Origin of the sequence: Alteromonas lipotrueiana, assembly GCF_019249245.1 — a bacterium.
Lineage (GTDB): Bacteria > Pseudomonadota > Gammaproteobacteria > Enterobacterales > Alteromonadaceae > Alteromonas > Alteromonas lipotrueiana.
Map to the genome: position 1 here is coordinate 43,763 of NZ_JAESDK010000011.1, position 18,881 is coordinate 62,643.

The following is an 18,881-nucleotide window of genomic DNA, read 5'->3' on the forward strand; positions in this document are numbered from 1 at the left end:
TAATGGCAGACAGTCAATTTCGTTTTTTATTGTTGGACAGTCACTTTATTGTTGGACACCCACAGTTAAACATAATCTTATTAGTGGACACCCACAGTTAAACATAATCTTATTAGTGGACACCCACAGTTGAAAAATCATCAAGCTTCACCTGCACACTAAGCAGGGAGCTCTATAGCAGGCTTTCTCGAGTGAGGCTGTCCATATTTATATTGTGGGTGTCCATGGTGATATTTTGTGGGTGTCCATGATTATAGGTGTGGGTGTCCACAATTGTAGGTGCAGGATTATCGGCTAACTTTTCATAAGAATACGTTCTGGCAGCCTTGAATAATCCTCACAAAACCTTATTGTATAAAGCAGCTGATGCTTGATTGTGAGGTTAGCAGTAATTCACCTTTTGCTTAATAGGATAGGTTTATGCGTTCTGTAGATATGACACCGCTGTATCGTTCTTTTATTGGGTCTGACCATTTAGCCACATTGATTGATGCGGCGAACAGGGCAGAAAAACAAAGCTCCTATCCACCCTACAACATCGAACTTCTGGATGAAAATAAGTACCGTATTACCATGGCGGTAGCTGGGTTCAGGCAAGATGACATAAATATTGAAATGTTAGAGAACACGCTAACGATTACTGGCAATAAAGCGTCTTCGGCGACAAGTGAGAATGAGCGTACCTACCTGCATAAGGGCATTTCAGATCGAAGTTTTGAACGCAAGTTTCAGTTGGGAGACAATGTAAAGGTACTTGGCGCTGATATTGAGCATGGCCTGCTGCATATTGATATGGAAAGAATAATTCCTGAAGCTCAAAAACCACGGCAAATTAAAATTGACGGTAACTTACTGACAAACCGATAGTTAGCGTTTGACGTACTCCGGAACCCGTTTAATAACCGCTGTTCCAGAAATATAGTCGTGAAAGCCCCGTTTGTTTTTATCAAAGGCAATCCAGATAAAGCCAAGAAAAAACGGGGCTATCGAAACGATATAGGCAAAATAGCGAACCGTCGACTTTAAAAACGAAGGCTTTCTTCCTGTTCGTATATCTACAATTTGAATACCCATCAGCAATTTCCCCGGGGTACCTAAATATTTTTGCCAGAACCATAGTGTTCCAATTAACGGCAGTAAATAACCCAAACCAAGATTCATCCACAGGGGATTATCTACCCCGGCCAAAGATACCGAACCTGATACCAGGGCCACGGGCACGGTCACAAACAGGAAAATAAATAAAAAATCCAACACTACCGCTAAAAACCGTAGAATGAATCCAGCGGGCGTTACCCCAAACATACTCATGGTTATAGTAATCCTTTCAGGCGGGCTAAACCGAACGCATTACAAGTGCTTGCGTCGGTAAGTTTGCCATCTTTAATATCGTTAACGAGCTGTTTTATCGACACACGATGTACTGTCAATCCTTCTTCTTCATCATCAAGATGTTGCTCGCCCTGCACTAACTGCTGAGCGACATAAATATGGTAACCCTGATTAGACATCCCATTTGCTAAATACTGAAACCCAACGTAGGTCCAGCTATTCGCCGTCAAGCCGGTTTCTTCTTTTAATTCTCTGGCGGCCAGTTCTTTTGGATCTACATCGGGGTTTTCATCCCAGGTGCCCTGTACAAACTCTCGTTGCCGCGAACCTACAGGGTAACGGTATTGTTCGACCATATATACATAATTATTTTCTAATGGAATTATGATCGCAAAATGCGGTTTTTCTACGACACTGTAAATACCCTGAGCCCCACTTGCCCGTTCAATATTGTCTTCGCGCACCCTCATCCATTTACTTTCATAAACTATTTTGGTATCTACGGTTTTTATCTCGGGTGCATTCTTAGTCAATTTCATTGTTGCCACCTATATCTGCTCGATTAACCCGGGGGAGAGATGATAACCATCGTTGCAAAATTTCATGTTGCTTTGTGCCGACAAATACCGGAGTTATATGCGACTCTTCATTATTAACACGAGTTTGCACCTCAGGTAGGTTCAGTTTAGAAAAAGCATCAATATTACTTATGGGATCATCTGAAGCGCCATAAACCAAAATCGGTATATTCAGCGAAGGTAAATCGTTCATCACGTTGGTATCTGAGACGGACAATTTTCTACGGCTCAATACACGCAAAGCCGCTTTTTTAATGTAATAGTCAGGTGTGAAAACCTCTAACCACGGTGAGTAGGTTTTTGCTACGCCCAACGTTGCTTCATCAAAAGCTTGCATGGGCGCCAATAAAACAAGCGCATTTACTGATGAGTTAAGTTTGGCGGTTTTCACTGCAGCCACGGCGCCCATTGAATGGCCTATTAGTAAAACTGGCTCTGGCAAATTGCGCAACTCACTATTTATGAATTGATTTAACAAAGGAGCATCGTTAGTACCAAACCCGGGGGTCATAGTAGCGGCACCATGTCCCGCCATATCAATGGCAATTACATCAAACCCTAAAAATTTGAAATAATCCATCGTAAATAGCCAAATGTTTTTGCTTCCCCCGTAGCCATGAAGCAGTATTACTGTCCCTTTATATTTGTTTCTATCAACTTCTGTTAATTTCAGCGATTTTTTCACGCTTTTAGCTGAATCTTCGAACGTCCCGGTTAGTTCAATAGAGCCTGCTTTTTTAGTTTTTTCTGAAGTTTTAAGAGGTGTTGGGGCGAGATAATAATACTCGGTACAAAAGCTGGAAGTCTTGCTGCAGTACTTTTGTGTTTGGATATGTAGTTTATCAATGAGAGCATCAACTTGATCACCACTATATAGGATCGGAACTTTTGCATTTTCGATTTTATCGGCGATCAAGCTGCTGCAACCGGTAAGTAACAGCACCACAGTTATCAACGTACATTTTATAAGCCGCGATTTCATCCAATCCTCCAACGACTAAAACAAATTATAGAAAGTAAAAAGGGAGCCAAAGCTCCCTTTTTACTTTAAAGATATTCGACCTCAATAATCTCAAACTCAACTGCGCCCGATGGCGTTTGAATAGTGACTACGTCATCCACAGTCTTACCTATCAATCCCCTGGCTATGGGAGAGTTAACCGAAATCAGATTATTTTTAATATCTGCTTCGTCATCGCCCACTATCCGGTAACGGGTTTCTTTGTCTGTCTCAAGGTTCATGATTGTCACCGTGGTTCCAAAGATAACTTTACCGGTATTTTCTATCTTTGTTACATCGATAATCTGCGCGTTAGATAACTTTCCTTCGATATCCTGAATGCGACCTTCGCAAAAACTTTGCTGCTCGCGGGCAGCATGATATTCCGCATTTTCTTTTAAATCGCCGTGCTCGCGTGCTTCTGCGATTGATTGGATAATTCGTGGGCGGGTTACCGATTTCAGTTCATTAAGCTCATTGCGCAGAAGCTCTGCACCGTGAGCAGTCATAGGATACTGAGCCATAGCTTTATCTCACTTTTATGTCTGTTTATACTAAAACACGATCAAAAAAAGTGCGCCTGAAAGGCGCACATTTCTTTTCCTAATTATATTCACAGGATACCTCGTATCCTGCAGATTGTCATTACTGTTTCAACCGGTTATGCAACTCTTGTACAGACGACACGCGGCTTCGATCATCCGCTGACTTAGCCTGAACGGTAGCAAACGCGGCATTCATAGTTGTGGTATACGTAATTTTATTCAGCAAGGCTTCGCGGCGAATATACACCGAGTCGGTAATTGCCTGACGTCCTTCGGTGGTGTTGATTATATAATCGTACACCCCGTTTTTTATAGAGTCGACAATATTCGGCCGGCCTTCAGAAACCTTATTTACCACGCTGCTGATAATACCCGCATCATACAAGGTTGTTGCAGTACCGCGGGTCGACTCAATTTCAAAGCCATTATCAACAAGCAGCCGAGCCAATTCAATAACCCGGTTTTTGTCAGTATCACGTACCGATAAAAGTGCTTTTCCTTTGCGCGGTAACGGAGCGCCGGCGCCCAGGTTAGCTTTAGCGTAGGCTTCTTCAAATGTATCGCCCACTCCCATAACTTCTCCGGTCGAACGCATTTCGGGCCCAAGTAATGGGTCCACGCCCTGAAATTTTGCAAAGGGAAGTACGACTTCCTTAACTGAGTAAAACGGTGGAATAACCTCTTCTGTCACCCCTTGTGCTTTTAAGGAAATTCCCGCCATTGCCCGGGCAGCAACTTTGGCTAAAGGCACCCCTGTGGCTTTTGATACAAAGGGTATTGTTCGGGCTGCACGAGGATTAACCTCAATCAGATAAACTTCGTTGTCTTTGATTGCAAACTGCGTGTTCATCAAACCTATTACACCCAGCTCAAGCGCCATCGCTTTTACCTGCTGACGCATAGTGTCCTGAATTTCAGGCGATAACGAGTAAGGAGGTAAAGAGCAAGCCGAGTCACCAGAGTGCACCCCTGCTTGTTCGATATGCTCCATAATGCCGCCAATCACAACATCGGTGCCATCGCAAACCGCGTCAATATCGACTTCGATAGCATCGTCTAAAAACCGATCGAGTAATACCGGTGAATCGTTCGATACCTTTACCGCGTCGGTCAGATAACGCTTAAGGTCTTTCATGTCGTAGACAATTTCCATAGCCCGGCCGCCCAATACATAAGACGGACGCACCACTAACGGAAAACCAATTGCATCGGCTCGTTCTACCGCTTCTTGAATATTACTTACGGTGGCATTTGCAGGTTGTTTAAGGTTAAGTTTATTAACCATATGCTGAAAACGCTCGCGATCTTCAGCCCGGTCTATGGCATCAGGGGAGGTGCCGATAATAGGTACACCATTGGCTTCTAGGTCACGCGCCAACTTAAGCGGCGTTTGGCCACCATACTGAACAATCACACCTTTGGGCTTTTCTTTCGCCACAATTTCAAGTACATCTTCAAGCGTTACAGGCTCGAAGTACAAGCGATCTGAGGTGTCATAGTCAGTAGAAACCGTTTCAGGGTTACAGTTAACCATAATGGTCTCGTAACCGTCTTCGCGCATTGCCAGAGCCGCATGCACACAGCAATAATCAAATTCAATACCCTGACCAATACGGTTAGGGCCGCCGCCCAGCACCATAATTTTGTCGTTATCTGTAGGCTGAGCTTCGCACTCTTCATCATAGGTAGAGTACATATAGGCTGTACTTGTTGAAAATTCCGCAGCGCAGGTATCTACCCGCTTGTAAACCGGATAAATATCATACCCATGGCGCACCCCACGCACATCGCTTTCTGCGACATTTGTCAGCTCAGCCAGGCGCGCATCCGCAAATCCTTTCCGTTTAAGTTTTTGCATCAGCTCAGCATCAATGGCACTGAGGCCTTTGTCGGCAACTTCCTGTTCCAGCTTCACCAGCTCTTCAATTTGCACCAGATACCATCTGTCAACATTGGTTAGGCTGAAAATCTCATCAACATCCATCCCAAAGCGAAAAGCATCGGCGATATACCAGATACGCTCGGCGCCCGGTTCGCGCAGTTCATACACTAGCTTACTGCGGGCATCGGGATCAGCCAGATTTACCATTGGATTTAGCCCGGTAGCGCCCACTTCCAGACCACGTAACGCCTTTTGCAAAGATTCTTGCTGGTTGCGGCCGATAGCCATAACCTCGCCCACTGACTTCATTTGCGTGGTCAAGCGATCGTTCGCACCGGCAAATTTTTCAAAGTTAAAACGTGGAATTTTTGTCACTACATAATCAATAGCCGGCTCGAATGAGGCTGGGGTCAGACCGCCGGTAATATCATTATTAAGCTCATCAAGAGAATAGCCCACTGCTAATTTGGCGGCAATTTTGGCGATAGGAAAACCCGTGGCTTTAGAGGCCAGCGCCGAAGAGCGCGATACCCGCGGGTTCATCTCAATAATCACCATGCGACCCGTTTGGGGATCTACCCCAAACTGAACATTTGACCCGCCGGTTTCTACACCAATTTCACGCAGTACAGCCATGGCCGCGTTGCGCATAATCTGAAATTCTTTGTCGGTCAGAGTTTGGGCGGGAGCTACGGTGATCGAGTCTCCGGTATGTACCCCCATCGGGTCGAAGTTTTCAATGGTACATACAATGATGCAGTTATCGCTTTTATCGCGAACCACTTCCATTTCGTACTCTTTCCATCCAATCAAAGATTCATCAATAAGCAGTTCTTTGGTTGGTGATAAATCTAGTCCCCGATGGCAAATTTCATTAAATTCGTCGATATTATAGGCAATGCCCCCCCCTGAACCGCCCATCGTAAATGAGGGTCGAATAATGCAGGGAAATCCAATGCGCGATAGCACATCGTGCGCTTCTTCTATACTGTGCGCAATCTCGGCCCGAGGACACTCCAGACCTATATTTCGCATGGCCTTATCAAAACGGTTGCGATCTTCGGCTTTGTCTATGGCATCGGCGGTGGCACCAATCAACTCAACATCAAACTCGGTTAATACACCTTCGCGGTCAAGCTCAAGTGCACAGTTTAATGCGGTCTGACCACCCATAGTGGGCAAAATAGCGTCGGGGCGTTCTTTTTCGATGATTTTGCGCACCACTTCCCAGTGAATCGGCTCGATATAGGTCGCATCGGCCATTTCCGGGTCGGTCATAATAGTAGCGGGATTCGAGTTAACCAGAATAACCCGGTACCCTTCTTCGCGCAGCGCTTTACACGCCTGAGCGCCGGAATAATCAAATTCGCAGGCCTGACCAATCACAATAGGTCCGGCACCAAGAATCAGAATACTTTTTAAGTCGGTACGTTTTGGCATAACGGGCTTGTCCTACTGCTTTGCTTGTTCGATGAGGTCGATAAAGTGGTCAAACAATGGACCGGCGTCTTGGGGTCCCGGGCTGGCTTCAGGGTGACCTTGAAAGCTAAACGCCGGTTTATCTTTACGATGTATGCCTTGTAGCGATTTATCAAACAAAGAAATATGGGTAATTTCCAAGTTATCGCCCAGGCTGCTTTCATCTACCGCAAACCCATGATTTTGACTGGTAATCATGACATTCCCCCGCTGCAGGTCTTTAACAGGATGGTTAGCGCCATGGTGTCCAAATTTCATTTTCACGGTTTTCGCACCGCTGGCAATAGCCAGTAACTGATGGCCTAAGCAAATACCAAAAGTAGGAATACCGGCATCAACGATGGTTTTAATGGCTTCAATTGCATAATCACATGGTTCGGGGTCGCCAGGGCCATTAGATAAGAAAACCCCATCGGGTTTCATCGCCAGAACCTCGTCAGCCGGAGTTTGCGCCGGGACCAACGTAATTTTGCAATGGCGGTCAACCAACATACGTAAGATATTGTGCTTTACCCCGTAGTCGTAAGCTACCACATGGTATTTAGGTGGCTCAGTGGGCTTAACATAGCCTTCGCCCAGTTTCCACACACCGCCATCCCATTGACTGATTTCTTTGCTGCACACTTCTTTGGCTAAATCCATGCCTTTAAGCCCTGGGTATGCCTGTGCTTGTTTTAACGCGGCCTTTTCGTCCAAATCTTCGGTACACACAATACATCCGTTTTGCGCGCCTTTATCTCGTAACAAACGCGTTAATCGGCGGGTATCGATATCGGCAATACCAACCACGTTGTGCTGTTTAAGATAATCGGATAGAGACTGAGTTTGACGAAAATTACTGGCTAACAGGGGGAGTTCGCGAATCACAAGACCTTTGGAGCGTATTTGGTCGGCTTCAACGTCTTCTAAATTAATACCGGTATTACCGATGTGGGGATAAGTCAGGGTGATGATTTGTTCAGCGTAAGAGGGGTCGGTGAGGATTTCCTGATAACCGGTCATGGAGGTATTAAAAACAACCTCCCCAACGGCTATACCTTGTGCACCTATCGCCGTACCTTTAAAAACAGAACCGTCCTCTAACACCAAAAGGGCAGAATTAGCCAAGTCAACCTCCAAATTAAGGATAACCGAGTGTTTTGATTTTGCGTAAACCAAAACGCACAAAAAAACCGGAAAAAAAGCAGGTAGTTAACCTTTATTCCGTTTGTAGTATTTGCAGCTAATAAACCTGCGTTGCAACGCTCTACAACGCAAAATTCTGGCAAATTCCGTGAAGTATATAGTAAATCTTAAACACGGTCTAATCCGATTTTGCCAAAATACTAAAAACGGAGCGTTGCATATGTTTTTACATTAAAACCATTAAAACTTGATGTTTACATTTCATAAACCGAGCGTTAATTCAGCCCTATTACATCGTTCATTCCATATAATCCAGGCGCTTTATGCTGCAGCCAAACCGCGGCTTTTACCGCGCCCTGAGCAAAAGTGAGGCGACTGGAAGCTTTGTGGGTAATTTCGAGTCGCTCACCAATATCGGCAAATAAGGCAGTGTGCTCACCCACAATATCGCCTCCTCGAACGGTGGCAAAACCAATGGTTTGCTGGTCACGCTCGGGTTCTTTCCCTTCGCGGCCATAAACCGCGCATTTTGACAAATCACGGTTGAGTTCATCAGCAATCGCTTCGCCAATAGCCATAGCAGTACCCGATGGGGCATCTTTTTTAAATCGGTGATGAGCTTCGGTTATCTCAATGTCCGCACTGTTGCCCAGAGCTTTGGCTGCCTGACGTACCAGTGCCAACATCAAATTGACTCCTACACTGTAGTTAGCCGCAAAAACAATCGGAATATGTGTTTTGGCTTGCTCAAGGGCACTCAGTTGCTGTTGTGACAAACCTGTAGTTCCGATAACCATAGGAACGTTGTGCTTTACACACCAATTCAAATTGCCATCGAGCGCGGCGGGCAAAGTAAAGTCGATCATCACATCTACCTTATGAGCATCAATATCACTAAATGCCTCACAATTTACCGGTAAGCTGCCAATACCTGCCAGCTCGCCTACATTCATTCCCACCCACGCAGAATCGTCGCGTACGGTAGCAACACTAAGCTCGGTTTCCTCATTTTGTTGTACCGCTTCAATTAACACCCGCCCCATACGGCCGTTTGCGCCAAATAGTCCTACGTTCATTGTGTCCCTTAGCAAAATGGTTTTTTGATATTTTGCCTGATCACAGCGGCTATGCAACCCGCCGATTTATAGAGTACCTGAAATTTTTATGTGTTATTGAAGTGGAGGCCGAAGATAAAAAGCGCTGTGTATGCTGGAAAAAAGCGGACTTGTATTAACTATACCCAGATCTGAACGTGTTTTGCTGGAATCGGCTTGGGTATTAAATTGTCGGTTTAGCCTGTTTTACCGACACGAAAGTTGTCGCACTTATTTGGCAGACTTCACGCATCTACTTGTAAACATTTTTGGTTTTCTCAGACCGGTCGCACTGCTTTAATAAATCTTTATCGGTTGCCAGGGTGTCTTCATGTTTATAAGCAGACTGTTTGTGGCTTAATACAAAGTCAGCACTAAAGAAATACGGAAAACCGGGCAGTTTATCAATTAACCTTTTATAGCGGGTTATAGAATGCTCTACATAGGGCGCAAAGTTATTTTTGATGCAGTGTGCAGCATACTCACTATGCAGCCTTGACGATATGACTATTTCGCGTTCGTAGTCACTAACATCGTCTGCCATTTCGCTTCTGGAGTACTGGTAGGTGGCGATAGCGTAACCGAAAGAAAAAACCATAATAACGAATACTAACACTCGCCATTTACTACTGCGGCTTTTATGACTATGCCCGCCAGAATCAAATCCAGACATCATTTTTCGCCGTTTTGCTACCAGTTTGTTGCCCAGTGTTAACAACTCCCCGAGGCTCTATCAGTAAAACTTTTGCTTCTTTTTCGGCAAAAGGTTTATGTTCAACCCCTTTGGGCACCACAAACATTTCACCGGCAGTCAGATTCACCGCCCCATCTTCAAAATCTATCCTAAGGCTCCCCTCAAGCACAATAAAGGTTTCATCTGTATCACAATGGTTGTGCCAGACAAATTCTCCCTGAAGTTTTACTACTTTGAACTGGTAGTCATTCATCTGGGCAATAACCTTTGGCGACCACTGTTCGTCGAATAGAGCAAGCTTGTCTTTAAAATTTATTGCCTGGTAGCTCATAAAAAAACCTTTAGATAAAGTAAAAATTGGGTAGACAGTTCATTGTATAACAGCTTGATTACTGAGTAACTAATGCAGTACGTTGGCCCTAAAAGGGGCGGGTTTGAACGTACCTAATTATTGGCTAAAATTCACAAATCACAGCACAGTGTCGCTTACCACCTCGTGCTCCATAATAAGTATTATCGGCAGCGCATAAAATTGGTAATTATAGATGGCCGTACCCGTCGGGCATGTCTCTACTCCGGGCCGCAAACAATACGTTCTTCACCTAAATGATAGACATTATTTATGGCTACATAAGTGCCCGAAATTACGCCGGTAACAGGGATAAGCAGCAGACCACCAACAGAATAGAATGTATTGGTGTCTTCAAACCCATTAACGATTTTTAGCGTTTTACGGTCGGAGGATATTTCGCATCGGCTTGTCTTTGCTACGTCTGTTTTCGGAACCACCACGCAGCCGGAGAGTAAGACTAAACCGATGATAATAACGATTAGTTTTCTCATTTTATAAATCCTTTTAATATGCTTCTTACCGGTTATGTTGAAGCCTTTGCCATAAATAGACCGCACCCACGATGGTACCGACCGGAACACTAAATAGAATTATTACGGAAACAGGTAAAGCGAACCGATGGGCTAGCTCATTGCCTTTAATCAAGTAAATACCACTTAATAAAGCCAGAAAACTAGCAACAATATGGAAAACTAATAACGAGAGAAAAAGGATTAAGAAATAATCAACAAAGTGAACTTCAGCGATAAAAAATCTATAAAAAAAGACCAAAATCACTAAGCTTACGCCGCCATAAACGGCAAGGGCTATCCCGCTGATTTTATATTCGTGCTCCATGCATCGTTCCTATTCCATTAGCTAAAAAACCAAACCCATTTTAGCAAAAACCTTATCGGTAAATAGGTTCAATACGGCGAATGGACCGTCATATTTTTGCTTATTATTTATAGCTTACTGCTAAACAGTAGTGGAATTCTATTAAATTTTCAGTACTAATGCCGGTTAAGGCTTATGGCAATACCATTCGAGATGGCTGAGCCGATACAATATCTGTGTAAAAAAAATCAGTCCAATAACCTTGTGTTTAGCAACAAGATTTCGCACTCTATAGGTCTTCAAATGTATTAGTATTTAGGTCTGGTTTATTATGCAATACAGCTTGATATGGGATATACCCACGCGTCTTTTCCACTGGCTTTTGGTAGCGGGTTTATTGGTACAGTATGTTACCGCTGAGTGGCTGGATGATGCGATGCAATGGCATTTTTACGCCGGTTATTTTTTGTTTGGTCTGATAATCTTTCGATGCTTCTGGGGGCTAGTGGGTCCTAAATATGCCCGCTTCAGCTCTTTTGTAACCGGCCCGGTGCAGGTATGGCGCTACTCCCGACAGATATTAAATCGCCATAGCAAGCCTTATGCAGGGCATAATCCTTTAGGAGGCTGGGTAGTTGTGTTTATGCTGGTCATTGTTGCAGCCCAGGCCATTAGCGGATTGTTTATGTCCGATGATATTTTTATGCAAGGGCCCTGGTACCATGTGGTTTCTGTTGATACTCAGGAACTGATGAACTTTGTACACCACCAAGCTTTCAACCTGCTCTTAGGCTTTATCGCCCTGCATATTGTGGCTATTGCATTTTATACGGTATACAAACGCCAATCTCTGGCACCAGCCATGGTACATGGCAAAAAAACGACTGTGGCTGCGCCTATTTCTTCATCAAAATGGGTACTGGCTATTACGTTGGCTTTAGTGAGTGCAGCTTTGACTTACTATGTGGTGGCTATTGCGCCAGGGGCACCGCCTCAGGAAGTTTATTATTAATATGGCATGCGTCGGCAAGCTAATCGCGGGCCGGCTAATTTTGCTTTTTTATCAGTCCAAACCATTCATCCTGTACCATGGGCCGAGCCAAATAAAACCCCTGATATGTCTGGCAATTTCGCGCTTGCAAATACTGTAGTTGTATTTCATTTTCAATGCCTTCGGCCACCGTACGTACGTTCATCGCTTCTGCCATATCCAAAATAGTATTAACAATGGGCACATCCTGATGCGCAAAATTAATTTCATCGACAAAATATCGATCTATTTTTAGCTCACTGATCGGCAATTCTTTCAAATAACTTAAGCTTGAATAGCCGGTACCAAAATCATCTACCGAGAATGAGAACCCAATCCCCGATAGCATTTCAATACGCTCACGTACTATGGTTATGCTTGCAACAAGGGTGGTTTCAGTAATTTCAAGTTGTAGTTGAGAGGGGCTCACCTGCCACCGTTGGGTTATATTTAATAACTGGTCGGCAAAATCGGGATGGACAATATGGCGCCCACTGATATTCACGGCTATACGCGTTATCAATTTTTGTTGATTGCACATGGCAAGAATCTCGCAGGCCCGGTTAATGACCCAATAGCCAATATCTACAATGGCATCACTTTGTTCAGCAATAGGAATAAATTCTGCCGGTGAAATCGTGCCTAAATGTGGTTGGTTCCAGCGTAGTAAAGCTTCAGAGCATACAATGCGTTGTTGACGATCAAATTGAGGCTGCAAAACAAGATGAAACTCATCGCTTTGTAAAGCCTGTGCAAAAGCCTGACTGATGAAATTATGTCGCTCATAATCAGAAAATGCCCGGCGATCAAAAGTTACTTTGCCAGATAACCCCTGCTCTTTTGCCCGGTTGCGGCCAAACTCTAAAATACCCACTACTTTTTCGTAGCTGGCTTTACTTCCTTCAATAAGTGCAGAAGAAATTGCTGCCGTAATGGGTTGAGAGCGCCCGTTCAATTCAATATCGGTTAGCACGCTGTGTTGCAGCTCCCACTCGGCTTCATTCAGCATCTCTTCAATAGCCTGACTTTCACTGTCAAAACTGGTGTGATAAAGCACGAAAAACCGATCGCCCTGCCCGCGAAAAACTTCAAATAAATGACCTACCTTGTTACAAATTCTATCCGCCAGGGTTCGTAGTACATAATCGCCGGTTTCTTTTCCAAACATTAAATTGAGCTGGGAAAATTTATCAATATCCAGCATAACGCAGAAAATATCCTGATTATAACTCTGTGCTTCTTCAATAAGCTGTCGTAACGCTTTTTCAAACGAGGCGCTGTTTGGTATATGTGTAACAGAGTCATAAAAAGCCAGCCTGAACATATTGTCCGACGCTTTTTTACGCTCAGTGATGTCTTTAATTATCAGTACAAATTGCTGATAGCCGTCCTGTGTTATTTCAGAAACAGAGATTTCTACCGCAAACTGACTGGTATCTGCATGTAAACCATAATATTCCTGATGACTGCTTTGGGTCTGCAACAATTCGCGTATTGTTACCTCGATGTCATCACAACAGAATACTTCAGGTAAAAGGTGTCCAATATCGCCGCCTATTACCGTATCTTTATGATGGCCGAAAACAGACAGTACCGCATTATTGGCTGTGATTATGGTGCCCAAACTGTCCAGGGTAAGAACCGCGTCGTTCAGGTTATCTAAAATGGTACGAAGATATAAAGTGAAATTGTGTTCAGTGTCAGACAGCCTTCGCTGCTCAGAAATATCGGTAATCGTTCCCATTACTAATTCTGTATCAGAAAATCTGAAGAATCTTGCAGTAAAACGCGCCCAGCGTTGTTTCCCCCGATGGGTAAAATAATATAATTCGAGTATGCACGGTTGATGGTCCAGACAAACTTTTGAAATCATCTGGTGAATCTGGCGCCGCGATTCAACCGGAAAGCTTGCCAGTGAACGACTCACTCCTACGCCATCACAGGTCGATAAACCAAATAAACGGTAAGTTTGTTCTGACCAACGTATATTTCCGGTTTTGGGGTCGTATTGCCATCCGCCAGTACGAGTGATAGTGCTGATTTCTTCAAGCATCGTATTGTGAATAATGCCCGTGTCACCAGGTTCGTAACTTGAAGACCTGCAGGCAACCGGTGGTAGCGCACCGGGGTCGCTAACTGGAGCATCACAGAGGTCAAAAGCACTGACTGCGAAGTTCAGTAAACGCTCAAGTGCATCTGAAATACCTGCCTCTGAGCCGCTTGAAATACAAAAAACATACAGCCAGATAGTGTTTAAATTCGGATTAAAGAAGCTTTTGACATACCACTCAACCTTTTCAGGCTCGTCGCTATGAGGGGTGGTAAGCACCTCATTTAAACAATTGGATGCGGTGCTTGCGAACGCTATACTATCGCGCAGGGCCTGGTCCAATTCATCTGATAGATGAAGCGTAGTACCGGCAATTAACTCAGGCACTTTGTTATCATCACATTGTATAAGCCAACCGCCGTCAACATGCCCCTTAAATACATCAACAAATGTCTGCGCCGACCTGTCGCCCGGTTTTAAGTCTTTAGAAGTGACTTCCTTAACTGTCAGCCCGGGACGTAATGTCACTAGGCTATCTCCTTTTACTGTTTCAATGTTTGCTCATTATTGAATAATATAGCCTAAAGGCACGTCATCCTGGCACTGTTTATGTTGCCGGCCGTATAGATAAAAAACGACTCAACGCATAAACGTAAACTGACTTAAACAGCGCTTTTGTTTCAGGTAATGTAATACAAAGATTGTTGCTATAAGTACTTTAAAACGTAGCTTACATTCTGACTTTGTGCAAAAGAATAGAGGATAAAAATAAGAAGAGACTGTAAAATAATATGTGAAAAAGAAAGAGCCGACGAGCGCGGCTCCAATGGTAAAGAATCAATCGGCTTTATAATCGTCATGGCACGATTTACAGGTACTTCCTACCTTTGCTATCGCGGCACGATATTCTGACTCTTCGCCCGATTTCGCGACTTTCTGCAAATTTGCAGCAGCACTTTGTAAATCGCCTATTTTGCTTTCTACATCAGCAAAATTGTCCCATAACTCTGGTTTTGCATGCGTATGTACATCATATTCGCGAGTATCGACTTTTAGATAATCAGACAACATATTGGCCAACTGTTCCATTCGCATACCGTTGGTTTGCATCACCTGCGCGTCATAATCAATGGCACCTTTCGCCATGCCACCTAATGGCGCCATATTGCTTTGCATCAGCTCAAACAGTGCTTCGCGATATTCACTATATGCCTCGGCGTGCTTTTGCGATTTTGCTGGTTCTGGGCTTGCTGCTAATGCCGCGCCGCTAATTAATGCTGCACTGCCAATTACCGCTAACCGGGTTGAAAATTTCATTGCCGTATCTCCTTATGATGTTTCAGGTTTTGTTGCCATCAGTATATCTGAAAGCGCCTGCTACAAAGATGTTAAATTTATTATTAATTCTTTATATGCAATTTTACCAAAAAAAGATTGTTGGCCGAGCGTTCTTATTGACCTGCTTATATTTTTTGCTAAAAAAATAACGTATTTTCGAAACCAGAACTAATGAACTTTGCCCATAAAAAAACCCTCCGAAAAGGGAGGGTTTTAACGTCTTAGTTGGTCAGATCATCAAAGAATTTCTTAACGCCGTCAAAGAATCCTTGTTCTTTTGGCCGGTGTTTACCCGTTTCGCTACTCATCGAATCTTCAAGCTCTTTTAACAAATCTTTTTGGCGCGAAGATAAATTCACCGGGGTTTCTACAACCACCTTACAAATCAAATCGCCGATCATGCCAGTTCGAACCGATTTCACCCCTTTACCGCGTAACCTGAAGCTACGGCCAGTCTGAGTTTCGGGGGCAACTTTCAGTTTAACTTTGCCATCTAGTGTGGGTACCTGTAATTCGCCACCTAAAGCTGCCGTAGTGAAACTTAACGGAACTTCACAGAACAAATTATTAGCTTCTCGAGAGAAAATATCATGCTGCTTAACATGAGCCTGCACGTACAGGTCGCCTGCAGGAGCACCTGCCTCTCCGGCTTCGCCTTCGCCCGCCAAACGTATTCTGTCACCCGTATCTACACCTGGTGGAATTTTAACTGACAATGTCTTGGTTTTTTCAACCCGCCCCTGACCGCGACAGCTATTACACGGATCGCTGATGATTTTGCCACGCCCTGAACAGGTTGGACAGGTTTGCTGCACGGCAAAGAAACCCTGACGCATCTGTACCTGACCATTTCCGTGACAAGTGGGACACGTTTTAGGGGACGTTCCGCGCTTCGCGCCCGAACCATCACATTTTTCACATTCAACTAAGGTAGGAACACGAATTTCAACATCTTTACCTCTTACTGCCTCTTCTAAAGTCAGTTCCAGGTTATAGCGCAGGTCAGCACCTTGGCGGGCGCGAGACTGGCGCCCACGACCACCGCCGCCACCAAAAATGTCACCAAACACATCGCCAAAAATATCACCAAAGTCAGCGTTGCCACCGCCGAAACCTGCCCCACCACGGTTAGGGTCAACGCCAGCGTGACCATATTGATCATACGCCGCTCGTTTTTGATCGTCGGTCAGGATCTCGTAAGCTTCCTGAATTTCCTTGAATTTGTTTTCAAGTTCTTTATCGCCCTGAGTACGATCGGGGTGGTATTTCATTGCCAGCTTTTTGTACGCTTTCTTTATATCACGTACACCAGCGTCTCGGCCCACACCTAGCACTTCGTAGTAGTCACGTTTCGACATATCGCTTACTTACCCTACTCGTTACCAAAGCATCCGGTACATAACCGAATACTAAATATTTTATAAATCAGCACTTTGTAGCAAATGCTTTAACACAACAAAGGCGCAACAAGATGATCCTGCTGCGCCTGTATTGTTTCGTTCAACCGGCCATTTATGGCCGGCTAACCTGACGACAGCTTATTTTTTGTCGTCGTCTTTTACTTCTTCAAACTCAGCATCAACCACATCATCCTGTGGCTTGCCATCAGCAGGTTGCTCGGCACCGGCTTCAGCACCACCAGCTGCGGCAGCTTGTTGGGCCTGAGCGGCTTCCATCAACTTGCTTGATTTTTCCATCAGCTGTTGTGTTTTTGCTTCAATTTCGTCTTTGTCTTCGCCTTTAAGCGCAGTTTCAAGTTCGGCCAAGGCCTCTTCGATAGGTGCTTTGTCTTCTGCACTTAACGCATCGCCAACCTCATCAAGTTGCTTACGCGTGGTATGTACCATAGCGTCGGCCTGGTTGCGCGCCTGAATCAAATCTTCAAACTTTTTATCAGCATCTTTATTTGCTTCGGCATCAGCTACCATTTTTTCAACTTCTTCATCACTTAAGCCTGAAGACGCTTTAATGGTAATTTTCTGCTCTTTACCCGTATCTTTATCTTTAGCAGATACGTGCAAAATACCGTCAGCATCAATATCGAAAGTAACTTCGATTTGTGGTACACCGCGCGCTGCCGGGCGAATACCTTCTAAGTTAAACTGACCCAACGACTTGTTTGCTGAAGCCTGCTTACGCTCACCCTGGATAACATGCACGGTTACCGCAGACTGGTTGTCTTCAGCTGTTGAGAAAGTTTGCGATTTCTTAGTAGGAATCGTGGTATTTTTCTCAATCAGGTGCGTGGTTACGCCGCCCATGGTTTCGATACCCAACGACAATGGCGAAACATCCAGTAGCAAGACATCTTTTACTTCACCTGCCAGTACACCACCTTGAATCGCAGCACCCACTGCTACCGCTTCATCAGGGTTTACGTCTTTACGAGGTTCTTTATCAAAGAACTCAGTAACGTATTTTTGTACCAAAGGCATACGTGTCTGGCCGCCCACCAAAATGATGTCCTGAATGTCGCTTACCGACAAGTCAGCATCGGCCAGGGCTTTTTTCACAGGCTCAAGGGTGGCTTTTACCATGTCTTCAACCAACGATTCCAGCTTAGCGCGGGTCACTTTGATTGCAAGGTGCTTAGGACCTGAACCATCGGCCGTAATGTACGGCAGATTAACTTCAGTTTGCTGAGCTGAAGACAGCTCAATTTTAGCTTTTTCGCCCGCTTCTTTAAGACGCTGCATTGCCAGCGGATCTTTACGCAGGTTGATGCCCTGATCTTTATGGAACTCATCAACCAGATACGTGATCATGCGGTTATCAAAATCTTCACCACCTAAGTGCGTATCACCGTTGGTCGCCAATACTTCGAAGGTGTGCTCACCGTCAACTGCATCAATTTCGATGATAGAGATATCAAACGTACCCCCACCTAAATCGTATACCGCAACAACGTTGTCGCCTTTTTTCTTATCCATGCCATAGGCAAGAGCAGCAGCAGTTGGCTCGTTAATAATACGCTTAACTTCTAAACCAGCAATACGACCGGCGTCTTTCGTTGCCTGACGTTGAGAGTCATTGAAGTAAGCTGGAACCGTGATCACGGCGCCGGTTACTTCTTCACCCAAAAAGTCTTCTGCTGTTTTCTTCATCTTTTTCAAAACTTCAGCAGAAATCTGTGGGGGTGCCATTTTATCGCCTTTGGCTTCTACCCACGCATCGCCATTGTCTGCTTTGACAATTTTGTACGGCATGATATCGATATCACGCTGAACTTCTTTGTCTTCAAAACGACGACCAATCAAACGCTTAATCGCAAATAACGTGTTTTCAGGGTTTGTTACCGCCTGACGCTTGGCCGATTGACCAACCAGTGTTTCACCGTCGTTGGTGTAAGCAATAATTGAAGGCGTAGTACGGTCGCCCTCGGCGTTTTCAATAACGCGTGCTTTGTCGCCGTCTAAAACTGCGACACATGAATTTGTTGTACCTAAATCGATACCAATGATTTTACCCATTACGTGTCTCCGCTAAATCTTGTTAATTTCTGCATTTTTAGTGGGGTTATTCCCGCACTTTTTCAATAGTTTTTTCCAAAAAGTGGTAAAACTGTG

Annotated in this window: 17 protein-coding genes; 2 read left to right on the forward strand and 15 right to left on the reverse strand. The window is 44.5% G+C overall.

What is annotated here, in order from left to right:
• Positions 1-420: 420 nt before the first annotated feature.
• A complete protein-coding gene (locus tag JK130_RS08925; protein ID WP_218353966.1) occupies positions 421-867 on the forward strand; it encodes an Hsp20 family protein in 447 nt (148 codons plus the stop codon).
• On the opposite strand, the gene JK130_RS08930 is transcribed toward JK130_RS08925, so the two are convergent.
• The 11 genes from JK130_RS08930 to JK130_RS08980 all read right to left on the reverse strand — a co-directional run bounded on the left by JK130_RS08930 (position 868) and on the right by JK130_RS08980 (position 10,918).
• The gene (locus JK130_RS08930; RefSeq protein ID WP_218353967.1) at positions 868-1,311 is read right to left on the reverse strand and encodes an RDD family protein; all 444 of its coding nucleotides are present in this window, start codon (positions 1,309-1,311) and stop codon (positions 868-870) included.
• 2 nt (positions 1,312-1,313) lie between these two features.
• On the reverse strand, positions 1,314-1,871 hold the full coding sequence (locus JK130_RS08935; RefSeq protein ID WP_218353968.1) for an NUDIX domain-containing protein: 558 nt from the start codon (positions 1,869-1,871) through the stop codon (positions 1,314-1,316).
• A complete protein-coding gene (locus JK130_RS08940; protein ID WP_218353969.1) occupies positions 1,858-2,892 on the reverse strand; it encodes an alpha/beta hydrolase in 1,035 nt (344 codons plus the stop codon). The genes JK130_RS08935 and JK130_RS08940 overlap by 14 nt, the downstream gene beginning before the upstream one ends.
• A 65-nt stretch (positions 2,893-2,957) precedes the next feature.
• Complete coding sequence (gene greA, locus JK130_RS08945) at positions 2,958-3,434, reverse strand: transcription elongation factor GreA (RefSeq protein WP_218353970.1); 477 nt, start codon at positions 3,432-3,434, stop codon at positions 2,958-2,960.
• 121 nt (positions 3,435-3,555) lie between these two features.
• The gene (carB, locus tag JK130_RS08950; protein WP_218353971.1) at positions 3,556-6,777 is read right to left on the reverse strand and encodes a carbamoyl-phosphate synthase large subunit; all 3,222 of its coding nucleotides are present in this window, start codon (positions 6,775-6,777) and stop codon (positions 3,556-3,558) included.
• Between the two features lie 12 nt (positions 6,778-6,789).
• Positions 6,790-7,923 (reverse strand): glutamine-hydrolyzing carbamoyl-phosphate synthase small subunit, encoded by a 1,134-nt coding sequence (gene carA / locus JK130_RS08955; protein WP_218353972.1) that lies wholly within the window; start codon positions 7,921-7,923, stop codon positions 6,790-6,792.
• Positions 7,924-8,216: 293 nt separating this feature from the next.
• Positions 8,217-9,017 carry a 4-hydroxy-tetrahydrodipicolinate reductase gene (gene dapB / locus JK130_RS08960; RefSeq protein ID WP_218353973.1) on the reverse strand — a complete coding sequence of 267 codons (801 nt, stop codon included), beginning with the start codon at positions 9,015-9,017 and terminating at the stop codon, positions 8,217-8,219.
• A 271-nt stretch (positions 9,018-9,288) separates the two neighbouring features.
• The gene (locus tag JK130_RS08965) at positions 9,289-9,711 is read right to left on the reverse strand and encodes a hypothetical protein (RefSeq protein WP_218353974.1); all 423 of its coding nucleotides are present in this window, start codon (positions 9,709-9,711) and stop codon (positions 9,289-9,291) included.
• The gene (locus JK130_RS08970; protein WP_218353975.1) at positions 9,695-10,060 is read right to left on the reverse strand and encodes a cupin domain-containing protein; all 366 of its coding nucleotides are present in this window, start codon (positions 10,058-10,060) and stop codon (positions 9,695-9,697) included. Before JK130_RS08970 ends, JK130_RS08965 begins: the two co-directional genes overlap by 17 nt.
• Before the next feature lie 239 nt (positions 10,061-10,299).
• Positions 10,300-10,572, reverse strand: coding sequence for a hypothetical protein (locus JK130_RS08975; protein ID WP_218353976.1), 273 nt, complete (start codon positions 10,570-10,572; stop codon positions 10,300-10,302).
• Between the two features lie 25 nt (positions 10,573-10,597).
• Positions 10,598-10,918 carry a hypothetical protein gene (locus tag JK130_RS08980; protein ID WP_218353977.1) on the reverse strand — a complete coding sequence of 107 codons (321 nt, stop codon included), beginning with the start codon at positions 10,916-10,918 and terminating at the stop codon, positions 10,598-10,600.
• A gap of 310 nt (positions 10,919-11,228) precedes the next feature.
• On the opposite strand from JK130_RS08980, the gene JK130_RS08985 reads away from it, so the two are divergent.
• Positions 11,229-11,909: a cytochrome b/b6 domain-containing protein gene (locus JK130_RS08985; RefSeq protein ID WP_218353978.1), complete on the forward strand. Its 681-nt coding sequence runs from the start codon at positions 11,229-11,231 to the stop codon at positions 11,907-11,909.
• A 34-nt stretch (positions 11,910-11,943) separates the two neighbouring features.
• Here the strand turns inward: JK130_RS08985 and JK130_RS08990 are convergent, their stop codons facing one another.
• The 4 genes from JK130_RS08990 to dnaK all read right to left on the reverse strand — a co-directional run bounded on the left by JK130_RS08990 (position 11,944) and on the right by dnaK (position 18,785).
• On the reverse strand, positions 11,944-14,505 hold the full coding sequence (locus JK130_RS08990; RefSeq protein WP_218353979.1) for a putative bifunctional diguanylate cyclase/phosphodiesterase: 2,562 nt from the start codon (positions 14,503-14,505) through the stop codon (positions 11,944-11,946).
• Positions 14,506-14,814: 309 nt separating this feature from the next.
• Entirely contained in the window at positions 14,815-15,294 is a 480-nt protein-coding gene (locus tag JK130_RS08995) for a c-type cytochrome (protein ID WP_218353980.1), read from the reverse strand.
• A gap of 242 nt (positions 15,295-15,536) precedes the next feature.
• Positions 15,537-16,673 carry a molecular chaperone DnaJ gene (gene dnaJ / locus JK130_RS09000; RefSeq protein ID WP_218353981.1) on the reverse strand — a complete coding sequence of 379 codons (1,137 nt, stop codon included), beginning with the start codon at positions 16,671-16,673 and terminating at the stop codon, positions 15,537-15,539.
• A gap of 180 nt (positions 16,674-16,853) precedes the next feature.
• Positions 16,854-18,785: a molecular chaperone DnaK gene (gene dnaK / locus JK130_RS09005; protein WP_218353982.1), complete on the reverse strand. Its 1,932-nt coding sequence runs from the start codon at positions 18,783-18,785 to the stop codon at positions 16,854-16,856.
• Positions 18,786-18,881 lie beyond the last annotated feature (96 nt).

Excerpts from the sequence above, each read along its gene's own strand:
- JK130_RS08925 (WP_218353966.1), top strand. The coding sequence starts at position 421 with ATGCGTTCTGTAGATATGACACCGCTGTATCGTTCTTTTATTGGGTCT.
- JK130_RS08930 (WP_218353967.1), bottom strand. The coding sequence starts at position 1,311 with ATGAGTATGTTTGGGGTAACGCCCGCTGGATTCATTCTACGGTTTTTA.
- JK130_RS08935 (WP_218353968.1), bottom strand. The coding sequence starts at position 1,871 with ATGAAATTGACTAAGAATGCACCCGAGATAAAAACCGTAGATACCAAA.
- JK130_RS08940 (WP_218353969.1), bottom strand. The coding sequence starts at position 2,892 with ATGAAATCGCGGCTTATAAAATGTACGTTGATAACTGTGGTGCTGTTA.
- greA (WP_218353970.1), bottom strand. The coding sequence starts at position 3,434 with ATGGCTCAGTATCCTATGACTGCTCACGGTGCAGAGCTTCTGCGCAAT.
- carB (WP_218353971.1), bottom strand. The coding sequence starts at position 6,777 with ATGCCAAAACGTACCGACTTAAAAAGTATTCTGATTCTTGGTGCCGGA.
- dapB (WP_218353973.1), bottom strand. The coding sequence starts at position 9,017 with ATGAACGTAGGACTATTTGGCGCAAACGGCCGTATGGGGCGGGTGTTA.
- JK130_RS08965 (WP_218353974.1), bottom strand. The coding sequence starts at position 9,711 with ATGATGTCTGGATTTGATTCTGGCGGGCATAGTCATAAAAGCCGCAGT.
- JK130_RS08970 (WP_218353975.1), bottom strand. The coding sequence starts at position 10,060 with ATGAGCTACCAGGCAATAAATTTTAAAGACAAGCTTGCTCTATTCGAC.
- JK130_RS08975 (WP_218353976.1), bottom strand. The coding sequence starts at position 10,572 with ATGAGAAAACTAATCGTTATTATCATCGGTTTAGTCTTACTCTCCGGC.
- JK130_RS08980 (WP_218353977.1), bottom strand. The coding sequence starts at position 10,918 with ATGGAGCACGAATATAAAATCAGCGGGATAGCCCTTGCCGTTTATGGC.
- JK130_RS08985 (WP_218353978.1), top strand. The coding sequence starts at position 11,229 with ATGCAATACAGCTTGATATGGGATATACCCACGCGTCTTTTCCACTGG.
- JK130_RS08995 (WP_218353980.1), bottom strand. The coding sequence starts at position 15,294 with ATGAAATTTTCAACCCGGTTAGCGGTAATTGGCAGTGCAGCATTAATT.
- dnaJ (WP_218353981.1), bottom strand. The coding sequence starts at position 16,673 with ATGTCGAAACGTGACTACTACGAAGTGCTAGGTGTGGGCCGAGACGCT.
- dnaK (WP_218353982.1), bottom strand. The coding sequence starts at position 18,785 with ATGGGTAAAATCATTGGTATCGATTTAGGTACAACAAATTCATGTGTC.